This is a genomic window from Pantoea allii (assembly GCF_046529425.1).
GTDB classification, from domain to species: Bacteria; Pseudomonadota; Gammaproteobacteria; order Enterobacterales; family Enterobacteriaceae; genus Pantoea; species Pantoea allii.
In genome coordinates, this window is record NZ_CP125958.1 from 1,608,623 (window position 1) to 1,627,497 (window position 18,875).

An 18,875-nucleotide genomic window follows, 5' to 3' on the forward strand; every position below is an offset into this window, starting at 1 on the left:
CATGAAAAAACGTCAATGTGAAATCATAACTTATTTTTATGGTTTTACATTTCAGCTAATTAGATATTCTGGTGGAGCAAGGTCAAGATGGCAGAACTCACTCAAAGTCGCGTCGATATCATTTCTCGTGCAAATGGTACGCTCACGTCTCAGGTCAACGGCGGCATAACACAAACGATTACGCTCAGTGAACCCAGCGTTGTACGCATCAACGGGACACGTGAGGCCGTCGTACAATACCAGCGTCAGGGCGACGATTTAATCGTCCAGATGCGTGACGGAAGTTCTGTTCGCTACAAAAAATTCTTCCTGGATGATGCCGCAGGCGATCACAGTGAACTTGTCTTTGACGATGGCGTGAACCCGCCCGATCATGCGCTCTTTCCCACCACGGCTGGTGCAACCGATTTAGCCACGACAACCGTGACGCCCAGCTATGAGTCGCTGGATAGCGTGGAGCCGCTTCTGCTGGCAGATAACAGCAATATTTCCACCGGCCTGATGACGGCGAGTGGTGTCGGCTTGCTGGGTCTTGCGGGCGCAGCACTCGGCACCCGCCGTGGCGGTGGTGGTGGCGGAGATGACAACGCGGCTACGCCAGGAACTCCAGGTACACCGGGAACGCCAGGCACACCCAATACACCTTCCCTTAGCGTTAATCCGTTTGCCGGTGACAACGTTCTTGATAATACCGAGAAGGCCAGCGATCAGCCGGTGTCGGGCACCACCACCAACGTCGAGGCGGGGCAGACCGTTACCGTAACGCTGGGCGGGCAGACGTACACCACCACCGTCGGGCCAGATGGCAGCTGGAGCGTGACGGTGCCGTCGGCGGCGCTGACCGCGCTGGCGGCGGGCACCACCACGCTTAACGTCACCGTCAGCAATGCGGCGGGCACTACCGCCAGCGCAGAGCAGGTTGTGACGGTGGATGCTCCGGTTACCACGCCGGGCGCACCGACGCTGACCGTTGATCCGTTTGCCGGTGACAACGTTCTTGATAATACCGAGAAGGCCAGCGATCAGCCGGTGTCGGGCACCACCACCAACGTCGAGGCGGGCCAGACCGTTACCGTGACGCTGGGCGGGCAGACGTACACCACCACCGTCGGGCCAGACGGCAGCTGGAGCGTGACGGTGCCGTCGGCGGCGCTGACCGCGCTGGCGGCGGGTACCACCACGCTTAACGTCACCGTCAGCAATGCGGCGGGCACTACCGCCAGCGCAGAGCAGGTTGTGACGGTGGATGCTCCGGTTACCACGCCGGGCGCACCGACGCTGACCGTTGATCCGTTTGCCGGTGACAACGTTCTTGATAATACCGAGAAGGCCAGCGATCAGCCGGTGTCGGGCACCACCACCAACGTCGAGGCGGGCCAGACCGTTACCGTGACGCTGGGCGGGCAGACGTACACCACCACCGTCGGGCCAGACGGCAGCTGGAGCGTGACGGTGCCGTCGGCGGCGCTGACCGCGCTGGCGGCGGGCACCACCACGCTTAACGTCACTGTCAGCAATGCGGCAGGCACTACCGCCAGCGCAGAGCAGGTTGTGACGGTGGATGCTCCGGTTACCACGCCGGGCGCACCGACGCTGACCGTTGATCCGTTTGCCGGTGACAACGTTCTTGATAATACCGAGAAGGCCAGCGATCAGCCGGTGTCGGGCACTACCACCAACGTCGAGGCGGGCCAGACCGTCACCGTAACGCTGGGCGGGCAGACGTACACCACCACCGTCGGGCCGGACGGCAGCTGGAGCGTGACGGTGCCATCCGCAGCGCTCGGGGCGTTGGCAGCGGGTTCCACCACCATTGACGTCAGCGTCAGCAATAGTGCAGGCGCCAGTGCAACCAATAATGAATCCATTACCGTCGAACCGGCAACGGGTACGCCTGGTACATTGACCATATCGCAGCCACTGGGCGGTGATGGCTTCCTCAATGCCCTTGAAGCAGGACAAGGATTAACCGTAAAAGGGTCGATCGCGGGTGGTTCGCCAGGGCAGCAGGTTGCGGTCAATTTTAATGGCGTTAATTACAACGGAACGGTAGATGCGAATGGCCTCTGGTCCGTCACCATTCCGTCAACCGCGTTTAACGGGGTAAGCGATGGGCTGAAGCAGATCACCGTCAGTACGGTAGACGCCAACGGTAATCTGTTATCCGATACTGCAGACGTTACGTTGCAGGCTACGACCCTGCCAGCCATTACCCTGGATGCCGGATCGGTGAGCGATGGGGTGATTAACAACCTGGACACCGCCAGCGATCAGGTGCTGAGCGGCAGTACCGGGATTACCGGTGCCGGGCAACAGGTCCAGGTTCAGTTGGGTGGCAAAACCTACGATGTTCCGGTTAACAGCGACGGCAGCTGGAGCGTGACGCTACCCGCAGGCGATCTTGCTGTGCTGCCCCAGGGTAATAATTCACTGATCGTTAGCGCAATCGATCAGGCCGGAAACGTGGTTACCCAGACCAGCACCGTAACCATTGATACGCTGCCACCCTCATTGGGCGTGGACCCCGTGGGCGGCGATAATACGCTCAGCGTAAGCGATTTGACGCAACCGCTGGTATTGAGCGGTACCGGTCAGAATGGCGATCAGGTCACCATGTCACTCAATGGCCGATTCTATCGCACGTTTGTCACGACTAATGGGCGCTGGTCGTTACGCATCGATCAGTCCGATCTGGCTGCGTTGCCTTCGGGTAATAATCCTTTTACCGTGACCATCACCAACGCGAATGGCAGCCAGACGACCTACACCAGCGAGCTGAATGTCGCCACAGCACCAGAAGTGCAACCCACGCTGAGCGTTGACAGCGGGACTTTTGCTGGCAACGGTGTGCTGGATGGGTCAGAGCAAAAACTCCCTCAAACCCTTACCGGTACATCGACTAACGTAGAGGCCGGCCAGCAAGTCACCGTAACCATTAACGGTATCACTTACAGCGGCACCGTTGAGGCAAGCGGAAACTGGAGCATCAGTATACCGCCAGCCGCACTGGCAACCCTGAATGAGGGTAATCAGGCCCTGACCGTCACCGTGGTGAATGCCGCAGGTAACACGACCAGCACTGAGCTTAACTTTGTGGTTGACGCAACGGGAAGCAGCGTTGCTCTGGCTCCTGCAGGCAACAACAACTATCTCAATGCCGATGACGTGGCAAGCGAGGTGGTACTTAGCGGCAGCACCAGCAATATTCCGGCGGGCAGCATTGTTAACGTCAATGTTAACGGCACGAACTACACCGGTACGGTGGGTGCGGATGGCAACTGGACGGTTACGCTGCCGGCCGGCAGCCTCGTGGGATTACCTAACGGTGCACTTCCGGTGACGACCACCATCACCGACGCTGACGGCAATACGCTGGCGACCAGTACCTCAGATATTAATGTCGTGGCGACGGACGTGCCGGTTGCCACACCGGGTGATGCCTTTGTTGATGGCGTACTGAATGCCAGTGAAGCGGCAGCGGGCGGTTTTATCACCGGCAACAGTGGTGTAACCGGAGAAGGGCAGCGCGTTGTCGTCAGTCTTAATGGCGTCAACTACACCGGTATTGTCGATAACGCCGGTAACTGGCAGGTCAATATTCCTTCTGGCGTGCTCACCGCCTTACCCCAGGGAACGGTGCCTTATACAGTGACCGTTACCGACATTGCCGGTAACACCAGCAATGCGTCCGGCAATGTCACAGTGGATACCTTACCGCCAGCGCTGACGGTGGCTACGCCGTCTGGTGATGGCGTTCTCAATGCTGCTGAACTTCAGCAGCCACTGGTCTTGAGCGGTAACAGCGAAGGCAATGCCGTTATCGTGGCGAATATTAACGGCACAACGGTCAGCACCACCGCTAATCCAGACGGTAGCTGGACGCTGGAAGTACCGCCTGCTGCGTTCAATGGGCTGACCAACGGCAATTATCCTTTAACCATTACCGCCACCGATCCGGCGGGCAATATCACGACCGATACCAGCAACCTGACGGTCAAGGCAGATGCAGCTTCATTACCCACACTCACGCTGAATGCTTTTGCCGGTGACAATCTGATTGATGGGGCGGAACGCCAGGTTAATCAGGAACTGTCGGGTACCACGACGAACGTCGAGGCTGGGCAGGTGGTGACACTGACCGTGGGTAGCGATGTGTTTAGCGGTACCGTCCAGGCAGATGGAACATGGCGGCTGACGGTGCCAGCTACCGTTCTGTCGTCCCTGGCGGATGGCAGTGCCACCTACACGGTTGCCGTCAGCGATGCAGCAGGAAATACCACGACAGCGGATCTTGCTCTCACGGTTAACAGCAATGCATCTGGCGTGGCGCTGGATACCATAAGCGGTGATAACTTCCTGAATGCCAGCGAAGCCGGTGAGCCGTTAATCATCACGGGAACCACCGTGAATGTGGCACCAGACAGCACCGTCACGCTGCAGTTTAACAATGTCACTTATAACGCCGTGGTCTCCGCTGGCGGTACATGGAGCGTGATCATCCCGGCTGCTGCGCTGGCGAGCCTGGCGGATGGTCCTGCCACGTTGACGGTGACAGCGACGGACACGACGGGTGCCGCCCTGAGCAGTTCAGGCACCTTAAACGTTGCGATCAACAACCTGCCTAATCCTGTCGTGATCACGGCATTCGGTGACGGCACCCTCAATGCCGCTGATATTTCCAGCACACAACAGCTGAGCGGAACCACGGGTGTAAGCGGTGTGGGTCAGACCGTCAGTGTTTCACTGGGCGGCAATGTTTATAACGGTACGGTAGACGGCAATGGTAACTGGCGTGTGAATATTCCTGCCGATGCTTTAACCACACTGAATGAAGGCAGCGCCAACTACAGGGTTACGGTCACTGACGCCGCGGGTAACAGCCGTGAGGTAGACGGTAATGTTAACATTGATCTCACGCCACCAAACCTGACGCTGGACCCGGTCGCCGGGGATAATATCGTTGACGCTTCAGAAAGCACCGCGCCCATCGTGCTCAGCGGCAGCAGTGACGCCGGTGAAGGCCAGGTGGTGACCATCACCCTCAATAACCAGGTGTGGAATACCACGGTCGATGCGAACGGCAACTGGAGCTTTACTCTGCCCGCGGGTGCCCTTGCCGATGTTGCGGCGGGAAGCTATACCCTGGCGGTGACCGTCAGCGATGCGGCGGGCAACAGTTTTACAGAAACCCGTGATATTACGGTCGCGACGGGGACCTTAGCGATAAGCATTAATACGCCATTTGCCGATGATTATATCAGTCAGGTCGAGGCGGCCAGCGAACAAACGCTCACGGGCACGACCGGTCTCACCGGTGCGGGCCAGATTGTGACCATCACGCTGGGCGGTAATGACTATGCGGCAACGGTGGATACACAGGGGAACTGGACAGTCACGCTTAGCAGCGCAGTCTTGCAGGCGCTGCCTGAAGGCGCGAATACGGTCGTCGTCAACGTCAGTGATGCCACGGGCAGCAATAGCGGCAGCCTGAGCACGTCGGTCACGGTCGACTTCACACCACCTGAACTCAGCCTTAATCCTGTTACCGGTGATAATCTGATTAACGCGCTGGAAATCCAGCAAAATATTCCGATTACCGGCACCGCATCGCTGGCCGATGCAGGGCAAACGGTGACGGTGACACTGCAGGGTGAAACCTATCAAACGCTGGTTTTATCGGATGGCACCTGGCGTCTTGAGATTCCAGCCAGCGTGATGCAGGGCTTGCCGGATGGCACCTATCAGCTGGACATTACGCTGACGGATGCCGCAGGCAACCAGACGGCGTTAACCCAGACGCTGACGCGCGTTGCAGACAGCGCGGCATTGCCTGTACTGACCGTTGATGCCATCAGCGATGATAATTATGTTAGCCGGGTTGAAGCGGCTGCAGAGTTAACCATCAGCGGCGGCAGTACTAATCTGACGGCGGGTCAGGTGGTAACGGTCTCGCTGAATGGTCAGAATTATACGGGTGAAGTGCAGAATGATGGCCGCTGGACAATTACCGTCCCGCAGGCGGATGTGAGTGCATTACCTGACGGACAGCTGAGCGTCGTCGTCAGCGCCACCGACGCTGCAGGCAACCCGACCAGCAGCAACGTAACCCTGAATGTCATTGCCAGTGACGCTGCCCAGCCGACGCTGAGTGTGGACGTGGTCGCCAATGATGACATTATTAACGCAATCGAAGCGGGTTCGGACCTTGACGTGAGCGGCGGCAGTACGCATCTGGCGCAAGGAACGGTAGTGACCGTCACGCTGAACGGCGTCGGCTATACCGGTTCGGTGGATGCCAGCGGAAACTGGACGGTGTCAGTGCCGTCTTCAGCCCTGAGTGGCCTGCCTTCTGGTTCACAACAAACCTTTGTCGTCACGGCGGATGATGTGGGAGGCAATACGGCCCTGACCAATCACAATGTGGCGGTTGATACGACCCTGCCAGTATTGAGCGATATCAACCTGAGCGCAGGCGCGTCACTTAACCAGGCGGAGTCGTTGCAGGATTTAACCGTCAATGGCAACAGCGATCCGGGCGCGCAGATTACCGTCGTGCTGAATCAGATCACTTATACCACCCTTGCAGACGGTAACGGGGCCTGGTCACTGGCGATCCCGGCTGCGGATTTGCAGCAGCTCAATGATGGACGCCAGACCTTCACCATTACCGCCACGGACGTCAACGGTAATATCACGACCAATAACAGCACCACGCTGGATGTGGCCTTCCGCACATTGCCTGAGCTGACGCTGGATACGCCGTTTGGTGATGGGCTTGTCAGTCAGGCTGATGCGGCGGGCGAGCTTACACTCAGCGGCAATGCCACCAATCTGCCAGAGGGCACCCCGATCACGGTGACGATCGGCGATCAGACGTTTAATACGGCGGTCGGCCCCAACGGTGCCTGGACCTTAACGCTGGCACCGGGCGCGCTGGACGCATTACCAGATGGCGCAACGCAGGTGGTTGTCACCGCCAACGATGCAGCAGGGAATCCGGCTGAAGTCAGCGCAGGTGTAGAGATCCTGGTGACGACACCGGCCGATCCAACGATAACCCCAACGTTGTTTGGCGATAACATCATCAACGCCAGCGAAGCGGCCTCGGTGCAGTTAATTACCGGCACGGCGCCGTTTGGTGACGGACAAACCGTCAGCGTCAGCGTAGATGGCACACCGCTTAACGTGACCATTGATGCGAACGGCAACTGGAGCGCCAGTCTGCCGCCAGACGTGATCGCCGGGCTGGCGGATGGAACGCACACGATCAGCGTGACCACCACTGACCGTGCCGGAAATACGTCTGCGACTGCCACGCAAGACTTCACGACGGCCACGGCCCCCATTGCGCTGCCGACGCTCAATACGCCATTTGGTGATGGTCGTATCAACGCTGTCGAAGCGCAAACCGATGGCACGTTAAGCGGCAACCTGAATATCGATAATGCAGCATCCGTTACGGTAACGGTTAACGGCACAGCCTATGCCGCGACCATCAATGGTGATGGGACCTGGTCACTGGGTCTGCCTTCAACCTTATTGCAGTCACTGCCAGATGGTAACTGGCCGGTCACGCTGACCGTGACGGACACCAACGGCAATACGGCATCCATCAACAGCAATATTGTAGTTGCCATACAAACGCTGCCGGATGTCAGCCTCAATCTGCCGTTCGGTGACGGCGCATTGAACGCCAGTGAAGCGGCACAAAATCAGACGCTTACCGGTTCGACAGGCATTAGCGGGGATGGCCAGACGGTAACGGTCACCCTCAGCGGCTTTAATAACGATCAGCCGCTCAGTGCCACCGTTCAGCCTGACGGAAGCTGGTCACTGGTGCTGACGCCCGATCAAATGGCGCAGATCCCTAACGGCAGCCATGTGATTACCGTCACCGCCACGGATATTGCGGGCAATACCGACAGCACCACGCTTAATGTGGTCACCGCCGTCACCGTTCCTGTGCCAACCTTTGCCGACCTGCAGTTTGGTGGCGACAATGTGCTGAACATCAGCGAGGCCGCCGCAGGCGTAACGCTGACCGGTACGACCGGCAGCACCGGCGCAAACCAGGCAGTAAGCATCAGCGTGGATCTCAACGGAACACGCTATCCTGGGACGGTCGATGCGAATGGCAACTGGAGCGTCACGATTCCACCTAATGCATTAAATGCGATTGGCACGGGTCCCCACAGCGTCACCGTGAATGTGGTGGATGCCACGGGCAACCCCGCCACCGCGCAGTTTACCTTTAACGCCGATCTGACCCCGCCGGCACCGAGCGTCGATCCGCTGCCACGTGACGGCTATGTCAACGCCGCTGACGTGGCGAGTGGCATCTCTCTGACGGGCAGTACTGGTGAGGCTGGTGACGGGCAACAGGTGGTGGTGACCATTGGCACCAGCACGTTCAATGCCCAGATCGCGGCGGACGGTAGCTGGACATTGCCGTTGAGTAACGCGCAGCTGGAAGCCTTTACCGACGGCACCTATCCGGTTTCCATCACCGTCACCGATCCCGCCGGAAACAGTACGACGCTCAGCGAATCGCTGGTGATCGATACCACGCCACCTTCGATCACCGGGGTGACGTTTGCGGGTGATAATGCGCTCGATTACGCCGAGAGTATTCAGTCTCAGGTATTGACCGGGGTCGCTGAGGGCGCGGAAACCGGCACACAGTTAACCGTTTCCTATAACGGCACCGTGCTGGGTACGGCGGTCGTGGGCGCGAATGGTGCCTGGAGCCTGACGCTGACGCCAGAGCAAATGAGCACCTTTACACAACCGACCACCACCTTAACGCTTGCGGTTAGCGATCTGGCAGGTAATCCGGTCACCCAGGATCTGACGCTACAGGTTGACCTGACACCGCCACCAGGCCCGCTCGTCACGCTGGGCACTGTGTCGGGTGACAATATCATCAGTACGGTCGATCAGCAGGCGGGCGGCGTTGTGGTCAGCGGAACATCGCAAAACCTGGGGGATAGCGGCGTCGTCACCGTTGTGATCAACGGGGTGGAGTACAGCACCACGATCGACGCTAACGGTAACTGGACCACGGCAACGCTGCCGGTCAGCGATTTCGGAAGCACTGACGGACCCGTCACCATCACGGTCAACGCCACCGACGGAACAGATACCGTGTCCACCAGCGGTACGGTTCAGATCGATCTGACGGCACCCACACTGACGATTAACAGCTTCGCAGGCGATGATGTGGTTAACGCCAGTGAGAGTTCAACGCGTCAGACGATCAGTGGTACAGCAGACACCAGCGAAACGGGCCGCACGGTGACCGTGACGCTGAACGGTAAAACCTACACAGGCATCGTCCAGAGCGACGGAACCTGGTCCACCAGCGTGCCAGCCAGCGATATGCAGGCACTGGCCAACGGTGAAACGACCATTACTGCGCAGTTGACCGATGCCGCCGGTAACACAGGCACCGCCAGCCGTAATATTGACGTTGATACGACCGCACCAGTGATTGAGATTGATAGCTTCCTCGGCGATAACCTGGTTAATGCCGCCGATCTTGCCGTCGGTCAAGTGTTAACGGGCAGGGCAACGGGGGCAGAAGAGGGACAAACCATTTCTCTGTATGTCGGAGATGGTGCCCCCATCGCGACAGGTGTCATTGGCGCTAACGGCGTCTGGAGCATTGATTTAACACCAGAGGTGCTGTCCAGCCTCAATGATGGTGCACTGGTGTTTGGCGTTCGCGTTAACGATCAGGCGGGTAATCAAACGGATGCCACTATCACCGTGAACAAGGTGGTTAATGCCGCCTTAACGCTGGTGGTTGATTCCGTGTTTGGTGACGGCACGCTGAGCGCGATCGACACGACGGTTGCTCAGACCATTACCGGTACGGCAACGTCGGCGGGTGTAGGCGCAACGGTCGCGGTTACGCTTGGCGGCACCACGCTGACCAGCACTGTCGGTCAGGACGGTAAATGGGCGATTGTCGTGCCGCCATCTGTCCTGGGCTTGCTGAGCGATGGTGAACTGGCTGTGAACGTGACGCTAACCGACGCGGCAGGCAACACCCGCAGCGTTGGCGAAACGGTCACCGCGATTGTCGATGCCGTGCCTGTAGTGGGTAACCTGACCGGCCTGTTTGGCGGTGATAATTTGCTGAACATTGCCGAAGCGGCGGTCAATCAACAGATTGGCGGGGTGATTGAGAACGCGGCGGTAGGTTCACGCGTGACCGTTATCCTGGGAACTCACACTTATAACACCACGGTTCAGGCCGGTGGTAACTGGAGCGTGACGCTGCCGTCCAGCGATCTGACGTCGTTACTTGATGGTAATCTGACCCTGGGCGTTACTGTTACCGATGCCGTTGGCAACGTCGCCAGCAACAGCGCGACTATCGGTATCTTTACGCAAACCCCAACCATCAACCTGACGTCACTGTTCGGCGATGGTGTGCTTAACCTGGTCGATATTGCCACCAGCCAGACCATTAGCGGCGTGGTGAACAACGTTGCTGCAGGTTCACTGGTCACGCTGAACGTGGGTAACAGCCAGGTAACGGCAACAGTGGGCAGCAACGGGGCTTTCACCGCCACCGTAACGCCGGATATTCTCGGCACCCTGGCACAGGGTAATCTCACCGTTAGCGCAACGGTCACCGATCCAGCAGGAAATACCGCCTCCACCAGTGCCGGTATTCGTGTGGATACTCTTGCGCCTACGCTTACCATCAGCCCGCTGTTTGGTGACGGCTTGCTGAATGCCGCCGATGCGCTGCTGGGGCAGACCATTGGTGGCGTCGTGAGCGGTGCAGAAGCAGGTTCTCGTGTCGTGGTGACCGTGGGTGGTCAGCAAATCGTCACGGCAACCGACGCCAGTGGCAACTATTCGGTGGCACTGACGCCAAGGCTGCTCCAGGGCCTGACGGACGGTACCTTGACGGTCGGCGTCAGCGTTACGGACAGCGCCGGTAATACCGCCAATAGTTCAGCTTCTGCCATTGTAGGTATCAACAATTTACCTAAAGTGACACTCAACCCACTGTTTGGGGATGGCGTACTGAATATTGCCGAGTCGCTGATAACCCAGACGGTTAGCGGCACCGCAACCGGCGTAGCCGCCGGCAGTACGGTAAGGCTGGCGATTGGCAGCACCACGTTAACCGCGGTGGTCAACAGTGATGGCACCTTCTCGGCAACGGTTTCACCGGCGATTCTGTCAACCCTGCTCAGCGGTAATTTTACGGTGGGTGCCTCGGTCACCGATGCTGTGGGTAATACTACGTCCACCAGCGCGGGCGTGCAGCTGGCCCTGACTCAGCCTTCTCTGACGGTCAATACCGTGTTTGGTGACGGCATTCTGAGCGCCGCCGATCTGGCTTCTAACCAGACCATTAGCGGCACATCAAACCTGTCTGCGGGGGCGACAGTCAGTGCAACGCTAAACGGCATCACCTATTCAACGAAAGTCATCAGCGGCGGCAGTTGGACGATCAGCGTGCCGAAAACCGATTTGACGGGCATCAGCGATGGCGTTAAAGCCGTTGCGGTGACCGGCACGGATGTTAACGGCAATACCGTGACGGGCAGCGGTAGCCTGAGCGTCATCAGTAACACCGCGCCTGCCTTGACGATTACCTCGCTGTTTGGCGATAACGCGTTGAACGTGGCGGATGTTAAAACTACCCAGACCATCAGCGGTACAGCCACCAACGCCGAAGGTTCGGTGGTGCAGGTGACGATTGGCAACCAGACCTTTACGACCACGGTCAGCAGCAATGGAAACTGGAGTATTCCTGTCGCTGCTTCCAGTCTCGCGGCGATTGCAGATGGGCTCTATACCGTCTCGGCCAGCGTGATAAACGGCGTGGGTAACACGGGCAATGCATCGGCTTCGCTGGGCGTTGCCAGCCGGACGACGCCAACGGCGGGCATCAACAGCTACTTCGGTGGTGATGGTTATCTGAATATCACTGAGGCGAATGTTGCAGAAACCATCAGCGGCACCAGCAGTAATGCGGTTGGGGGGCAGGTTTCCGTTAACGTGGCGGGTAATATTTTCACGACCACGATAGGCAGTAACGGTACATGGACAATAAGTGTGCCGTCAGCCACCCTGAAAGGCATTACAGACGGAAGCCATTCTGTTGCCGTCACCGTCACCGATGTGGGCGGTAACAGCACCACGACCACAAGTAGCTTTACGGCACTGTCGCACAACCAGCCCCTTGTGGGCGCGGACCCCGTTCTGAGCGTAGTGTCATCGTTGGTAAATGGACTCACCGTGCAAGGGGGTTCGCTTAACGCGGCTCAGGGTACAAAAGTCAGCGTCACCTTGCTACTGGCGAACGGCAACAACGGACCGACGATCAATACCACGACGGATGCGCTGGGACGTTACTCCGCTAACTTCAGCCCTTCGCTGTTGTCGGTAGGTGGACTGCTGCTGTCCTTAAATACGCTGGCTAAGATCACGATTACGGATGTGGCCGGTAACAGCTATACCACAACCAATACGTTGCTGGCAGGTGCTGTGTTGCCGGTGGCCACCACGTCGGCGACCGAATCCGTTGCGCTGTTCTCGGTGGTGGACGACAGTGCTGCGTCCAGTCTGGATACGCATCACAACACGCAGTCCACTGAACAGGCAACACCTACGGTGCATGTGGCTTCAACCCTGACTACCGAGGCCGATGTGGCCGCGCCGGTCAGTGCGGCGGAGGAGAATACGGCTGTCGCGGCGGCTGCCGTGGCTGAAACCGCAGTAGATCAAACGCCAGCAGAGGAAAGCTACAGCATTGGAGGCGTGGTGATTACGCTGGCCGATGGCACGACGTCAGAAGGTGCAACGGTCAACGGTAGCAGTGGTGCTGATACGGTCACGGTAAGCGATCTGCACTTTAACCATATTGATGGCGGAGCCGGTACCGATACGCTGGTGCTGAACGGTGAACATCTGACGCTGGATCTGACCGATCTTGGTCTGAAAGTGGAAAATATTGAAGTGCTTGATCTCGGTCAGAGCGGGACGAATTCAGTGAAACTGGATCTCAACGAGGCACTGAATATTACTGACAAACAGAGCGATGATCTGATGATTAAAGGGGCTGACGGCAGCCTGGTCACCCTGGTTAACAGCCTGGGCGGTACGTGGGAGATCAGTGGAGAGCGCATGGTGAATGGCCAGTCCTATGAGGTCTACCATAACTCGGCACTCACCAATGACAACACGCTTGGGGATGTGCTGGTCCAGCACAATCTGCAGGTACACGTCGTCTAAATTGCCACATCGTAGTTAAGCAGTGACTCACAGCAGCGGTTGCGTAAGCACCCGCTGCTTTTTTCTGCAAAATTGCGGGCCGCCACGCTCTGTGAGCGATGCGCAAAATGGACGCACTGGCTGGAGGCCAGCCTGCTTATAAACCTGCACCAGGCCTTGCGTTGCCGTTTCGGGCAACGGCTTCCTGTCTGAGTAAAGGGGGCCGCATAGCGCAAACCCGCGGGCCGTGGAAACCTCTGCGCAGTTACCTGTATCCATCCGACGGGTTGGCCGCAGCCTTACTTTTGACGCTTTGGTATCCTGCATTGTCGCTTTTAAGAATGGTAAGCCATGCAACTTATTCAAACAGGTTGTTGTTTATTTTTTCTTAACTGGTAGAGGGGGGTGCAACTGATTAAAAAATCGCCTTTCAGTAAAGATATTTGATAATTGGTGATTTTTAGAATGAACCGCTGGGGGATATGTACTATTAATATTAACTCGCGCTTAGCGGTCTCTATTAAACGCATTAAGTAAATTAACAATAAAATGCGTAATGCTCATCGTGACCTTGCTTTTTTGTATGCTGAAATCACCAGGACGTCTTCAAATGATCATAAGAACACCTGTTGGTATGAATAATGAACAAAGCGCGTTTAGCCCTGTTTTTTTACGCCCTGAATGGCGTGGTATTACCCGCGGCGTTTGCCGCACCGCTCCCCAAAGCGGAATTTAACTGGCGAGCGGCACCGAGTGAAGAGCAGGTCGCCATTTTAACGCTGCGAGATGCCATATTACGCGCCTTCTCACGTAACCCGAAGATTTCGGAGGCGGCGGCGCAGATTCATATCGGTGAAGGCGATCTCAGTGCTGCGCAGAGCGCCTGGTATCCTCAGCTATCGCTTCAGGGGGCGGCGGGGCGCTCTCATCAAACCGACTCCTCTGGCAGCCTGAATAATAATGGTTCCGGCGGGATCGTGCTGAGCCAACTGCTGTATGACTTTGGCCGCACCAATGGCGCAATAGACGAACAGCATGCCTTGTCGGATGCCTACCAGTTTAGTTTATTCGACGCGATGACGCAGGTCGCTAAAGAGGCCTTGCAGTCTTATCTGGAGGTCAAACGCTACCAGGCGCTGGCCGCTACCGCGCAGACCAATATCGCCTCGCTTGAACACGTGCGTGACATCGCCAAAATGCGCGCGGATGCCGGGCTGAACTCTCAGTCTGACGTCCTGCAGGCCGAAACACGTATCGCCGCCATGCATGCCACGCGTGAGCAGTATCTGGCGCAATTGCGCTCTGCTAACGCACAGCTTACCGTCCTGACCGGCGTGGTGCCTGCCACGCTGCCTGAACTGCCCCAGGCACTGCTACAACAGCAAATTACCCTGGACAAAATTGCCTATGAAAGCAGTGCTGCGGTGCGCAGTGCACAATACAAGCAGGAAGCCGCCAGGGAGCGGGTACGTCAGGCTCAATCGGGGCACTGGCCCAGTATCAAGGTCCAGGCCGGTCGGACACGTTATGAAAATGACACTCGCTCATACTGGGATGATGAAGTCCAGCTTCAGGTCGAAGCGCCGCTCTATCAGGGCGGTCTGGTCAATGCCAAAACACAGTCAGCAGAAGGCGATAGGCTCGCCGCGCAGGCTGCGGTACAGCAAGCCAAACTCACGATTAATCAAAATGCCTCCACATCTTACGCCGACATGATTGGCGCTCAGCAGCGTCAACTGGCGGGTGAGGCGCAGTTAGCCAGCGCTGAACATACACGCAACGTTTATGCCGATGAATACCGGCTGAGTAAACGCAGTCTGAATGATCTGCTCAGCGTCGAGCAGGATGTTTTTCAGGCCGACAGCGCGCGGATAACTGCGCTTTATGACGGCTGGGATGCCACCGTCCGCTACGCCGCTGCGGTTGATAACCTGCTCGACATCATGGGTATCGACCGTCAAAAAAGCAGTGGCGATCTTCTTCCTTCGTTGCAATAGCGAACCCGTTTTAAAAGGCGTTTACGATGAGTGCACAAAACCCGACGACCGATAACTGGATTGCTGCGATGTTGCGCGTGGCGGCCCGTTTCGGCAAACCTGCAGATGGAAAAACGCTGCGCCAGCAAATGCGCTGGTTTGAACACCTGCCGGTGGCACAGCAGCTGGAGCGCCTGTGTGGTCTCCTTGGGCTCCATCTCACGATGGTGCCACAGAACAAACTACGCTGGCGGCAGGAGATCACGCCCGTTGTGCTGGTCATGGAAAATAACAGCGTTGCCGTGCTGGAAGAGATCGATGCTGACGGCGGCGCACGCTACTGGCTGAGCGAAGGCGGTGACGTGATTCGCGAAGGCGAGCTGGCCGGCCTGCTCTCCAGAGCGCAGGGTGATATCGGCGTGATTGGCGTAGCCGCACGCGGCAGAGATGCCCGAATCGATGAGTTCGTGCAGCCCTATGAACCGCACTGGTTCTGGAAAAACTTTCGCGGCATGGGACGTCGCATCGCGGAAATCTCCGTGGCGTCGGTAATCAGTAACGTGCTGGCGCTGGCCGGTATTCTCTTTTCAATGCAGGTCTACGACAGGGTGATTCCCGCCCAGTCCGAGGCCACCTTGTGGGTGCTGTTTGTCGGCGTACTGATTGCCGCCGCCATTGAATATCTGATTCGCCTGATGCGCACGCAGGTGTCTGACCTGATGGGCAAACGCATCGATTTAAAAGTTTCCGCCATGCTGTTTGCCCGGGCAATGAATATCCGCAATGAGTCACGGCCCAAATCCACCGGGTCCTTTATCTCTCAGCTGCGCGAAATCGATCAGGTGCGTGAGTTACTGACCTCAACCACCGTCGGCGCGGCTGCAGACTTGCCTTTTGTCATTCTGTTCCTGTTTATCATGTCGTTTATTGGCGGCTGGCTGGTACTGATCCCATTGGCCGCTATTCCGTTAATCATTATTCCGGGCATGTTAGTCCAGTTCCCGATGGCGCGGCTGGCGAAAGCCGGATTGCGCGAAGGCGCGCTACGAAACGCCGTGCTGGTTGAAACAATCGAAGGCATTGAAGACATCAAAGCGCTGCAGGCCGAACCCTATTTTCAGCGCCAGTGGGAACAGACACATGAGGTCAGCGCCGCGATCGGTAATCAGCAACGCCTGTGGGGAGCCAGGCTGACCGGCTGGGCAGCCACCGTGCAGCAACTGACCTATGCGGGCATGCTGGTATTTGGGGTTTACCTGGTGCTGGACTCACAAATCACCACCGGAACGCTGGTCGCCTGTAGCATGCTTTCTTCGCGCACTATCGCGCCGCTGATGCAGTTAACCATGGTCTTTTCTCGCTGGCAGCACGCCAAAACCGCCATGAAAGGGCTGGATGAGCTGCTGAAAAAACCACTCGATAAACCTGATTCCGCCACCATGGCGCACTGCCCGACGCTGACCGGGCATTATGAACTGCGCAACGTGCACTATACCTACGACGAAGAAAACGAAAAGAACGTGCTTAATGTGCAGCAGCTGAACGTCAAGCCGGGTGAAAAAATCGCCATTCTGGGGAAGGTCGGTGCGGGGAAATCCACCTTACTGAAGATCCTGGCGGGCCAGGCGCAGGCCAGTCAGGGAAAAGTGCTGGTAGACGGCGTGGATATGGCCCATATCGATCCGACCGACCTACGCCGACAGCTCGGCTGGCTGTCCCACGATTCCCGTCTGTTTTTTGGCACGCTGAGGCAGAATTTGCTGCTCGGCAATCCCCACGCCAGCGAGCAGGACATGCTACAGGCATTACGCATCAGTGGGGCACTGTCGCTGGTCCAGCAGGATGCGGCCAGTCTGGATCGCATTATCAATGAGGGCGGGCGCGGGCTGTCAGGCGGACAGCGTCAAATGATTATGCTCAGCCGACTGATTCTGCGCCAGCCGCAGGTCGTGCTGCTGGATGAGCCGACCGCCTCCATGGATGAGCAGCTTGAAGAGCATGTTATCCGCCAGATGCAGGGCTGGATCAGTGGACGCACGCTGATTCTGGTGACGCACCGTCCCGCCCTGTTGAAGATGGTCGATCGTATTGTCGTAATGGAAAACGGCCGCATCATCGCGGACGGCGCAAAAGATCAGATTTTACGGCGCGCGACCCACAACGTTGCGGATGCCAGTCAGGGAGGTGCGGCATGAGCGTGGTGATGGACAAAGATCTGGCCAAACATGAACGGCGTACGTCGGCAATCATCTGGTTATGTACGGCGGCGCTGGCCATTTTTCTTGTATGGGCGCACATGGCGATTCTTGATGAGGTCACGGTAGGCACCGGAAAGGTCACGCCATCCACCCGCGCACAGGTGATTGACAGCCTGGACGGCGGCATTGTTAAGCAGCTCAATGTGCATGAGGGCGATATCGTCGAAAAGGGTCAGATACTGGCCACGCTTGATCCCACCCGTTTTCAGTCAAACTTTGGCGAAGTACAAGCCAGAGTGCGCACGCTGCGTGCGTCATCAGAACGGCTCAACGCTGAACTGTCGGGGATTCCGCTTACCTTCAGTGCAGAGACGCAGAAAGAGCCGCAACTGGTGGCGCGTGAGAGGCAACTGTACGAGTCGCGTCGCCGTAATCTGACCGAAACCATCAGTAATCTGCAACAGTCTTTACGGCTGGTACAGGATGAGCTGCGTTTAACTGAACCGCTGGTGGCGAAGGGGGCAGCAGGGCAGGTAGAAGTGATCCGCCTGCGCCGCCAGGTAAGCGATCTGCGCGGTAAGATCGATGAGGCGCGTAACGACTATCTGGTCCGTGCTCATGAAGAGCAGGTAAAAAACAATGCTGAACTGGACGCCCAGCTTCAGGTCGCCGCAGGCAAAGAAGATCAGCTGACGCGCGCGACGCTCTATTCACCGGTGCGTGGGATTGTGAAGGATATTCAGGTTACGACAGTCGGCGGGGTACTTGAGCCGGGCGGAAAGATAATGGAGATCGTTCCTCTGGAAGATCAATTGTTGATTGAAACCCGCATTAATCCTCGTGATATCGCCTATATCCGGCCCGGACTGGCCGCGGTGGTCAAAGTCACCGCCTATGACTCGTCGATTTACGGTGACTTAGCGGGCGTGGTGGAAACCGTTTCTCCTGACACCTTGCAGGATGAGGTCAAGCGCGACCAGTTCTATTACCGGGTTTATGTGCGTACGCAAAAAGCGGAGCTGACGAATCGGGCGGGACGGCGCTTCCCGATTGTTCCTGGTATGGTGGCGAACGTCGAGATTAAGACGGGACAAAAATCCGTAATGGACTATTTGCTTAAGCCGTTGAATAAAGTCAAAGAATCGATGCGCGAACGCTAATATCGCCAGTCCGAATCGGGCGGCCTGTTATAGTTTCATGGAGTGACTAATTACCAGATAAGCCTTACCTGCTGACGCACTATATTTTCTTAAATCAATAAATAAATTTGGTGATAAAAGCGGCAACAATCAAGGCTATTTAGCGCGTATGAAACCAGAGCAGAGGCGATCAGGCAAAAAAAAGCCGGGCAATAAGCCCGGCGATATATAAGGGTAAAAAAAATCATTCGGGGTGAATGAAGATAAGAAATAAATGATGATAGCGGGGGTAAGTATATTGGCTGGGGCGCAATAAGTTT

4 protein-coding genes are annotated in these 18,875 nt (G+C 57.2%); all 4 read left to right on the forward strand.

All coding sequences use genetic code 11. The annotated features are described in order from the left end of the window. The first annotated feature begins 87 nt into the window (after nucleotides 1-87). The 4 genes from QNH99_RS07825 (at nucleotide 88) to QNH99_RS07840 (ending at nucleotide 18,576) form a co-directional block, all read left to right on the forward strand. Nucleotides 88-13,263, forward strand: a complete 13,176-nt coding sequence (locus QNH99_RS07825; protein ID WP_410517518.1) for an Ig-like domain-containing protein — start codon at nucleotides 88-90, stop codon at nucleotides 13,261-13,263. Between the two features lie 620 nt (nucleotides 13,264-13,883). Beyond that, nucleotides 13,884-15,239, forward strand: a complete 1,356-nt coding sequence (locus QNH99_RS07830; protein WP_063880269.1) for a TolC family outer membrane protein — start codon at nucleotides 13,884-13,886, stop codon at nucleotides 15,237-15,239. 26 nt (nucleotides 15,240-15,265) lie between these two features. Further along, nucleotides 15,266-17,413: a type I secretion system permease/ATPase gene (locus tag QNH99_RS07835; protein WP_063880268.1), complete on the forward strand. Its 2,148-nt coding sequence runs from the start codon at nucleotides 15,266-15,268 to the stop codon at nucleotides 17,411-17,413. Continuing rightward, nucleotides 17,410-18,576: an HlyD family efflux transporter periplasmic adaptor subunit gene (locus QNH99_RS07840; RefSeq protein WP_063880267.1), complete on the forward strand. Its 1,167-nt coding sequence runs from the start codon at nucleotides 17,410-17,412 to the stop codon at nucleotides 18,574-18,576. Before QNH99_RS07835 ends, QNH99_RS07840 begins: the two co-directional genes overlap by 4 nt. Nucleotides 18,577-18,875: the final 299 nt, after the last annotated feature.

Excerpts from the sequence above, each read along its gene's own strand:
- QNH99_RS07840 (WP_063880267.1), top strand. The coding sequence starts at position 17,410 with ATGAGCGTGGTGATGGACAAAGATCTGGCCAAACATGAACGGCGTACG.
- QNH99_RS07835 (WP_063880268.1), top strand. The coding sequence starts at position 15,266 with ATGAGTGCACAAAACCCGACGACCGATAACTGGATTGCTGCGATGTTG.
- QNH99_RS07830 (WP_063880269.1), top strand. The coding sequence starts at position 13,884 with ATGAACAAAGCGCGTTTAGCCCTGTTTTTTTACGCCCTGAATGGCGTG.
- QNH99_RS07825 (WP_410517518.1), top strand. The coding sequence starts at position 88 with ATGGCAGAACTCACTCAAAGTCGCGTCGATATCATTTCTCGTGCAAAT.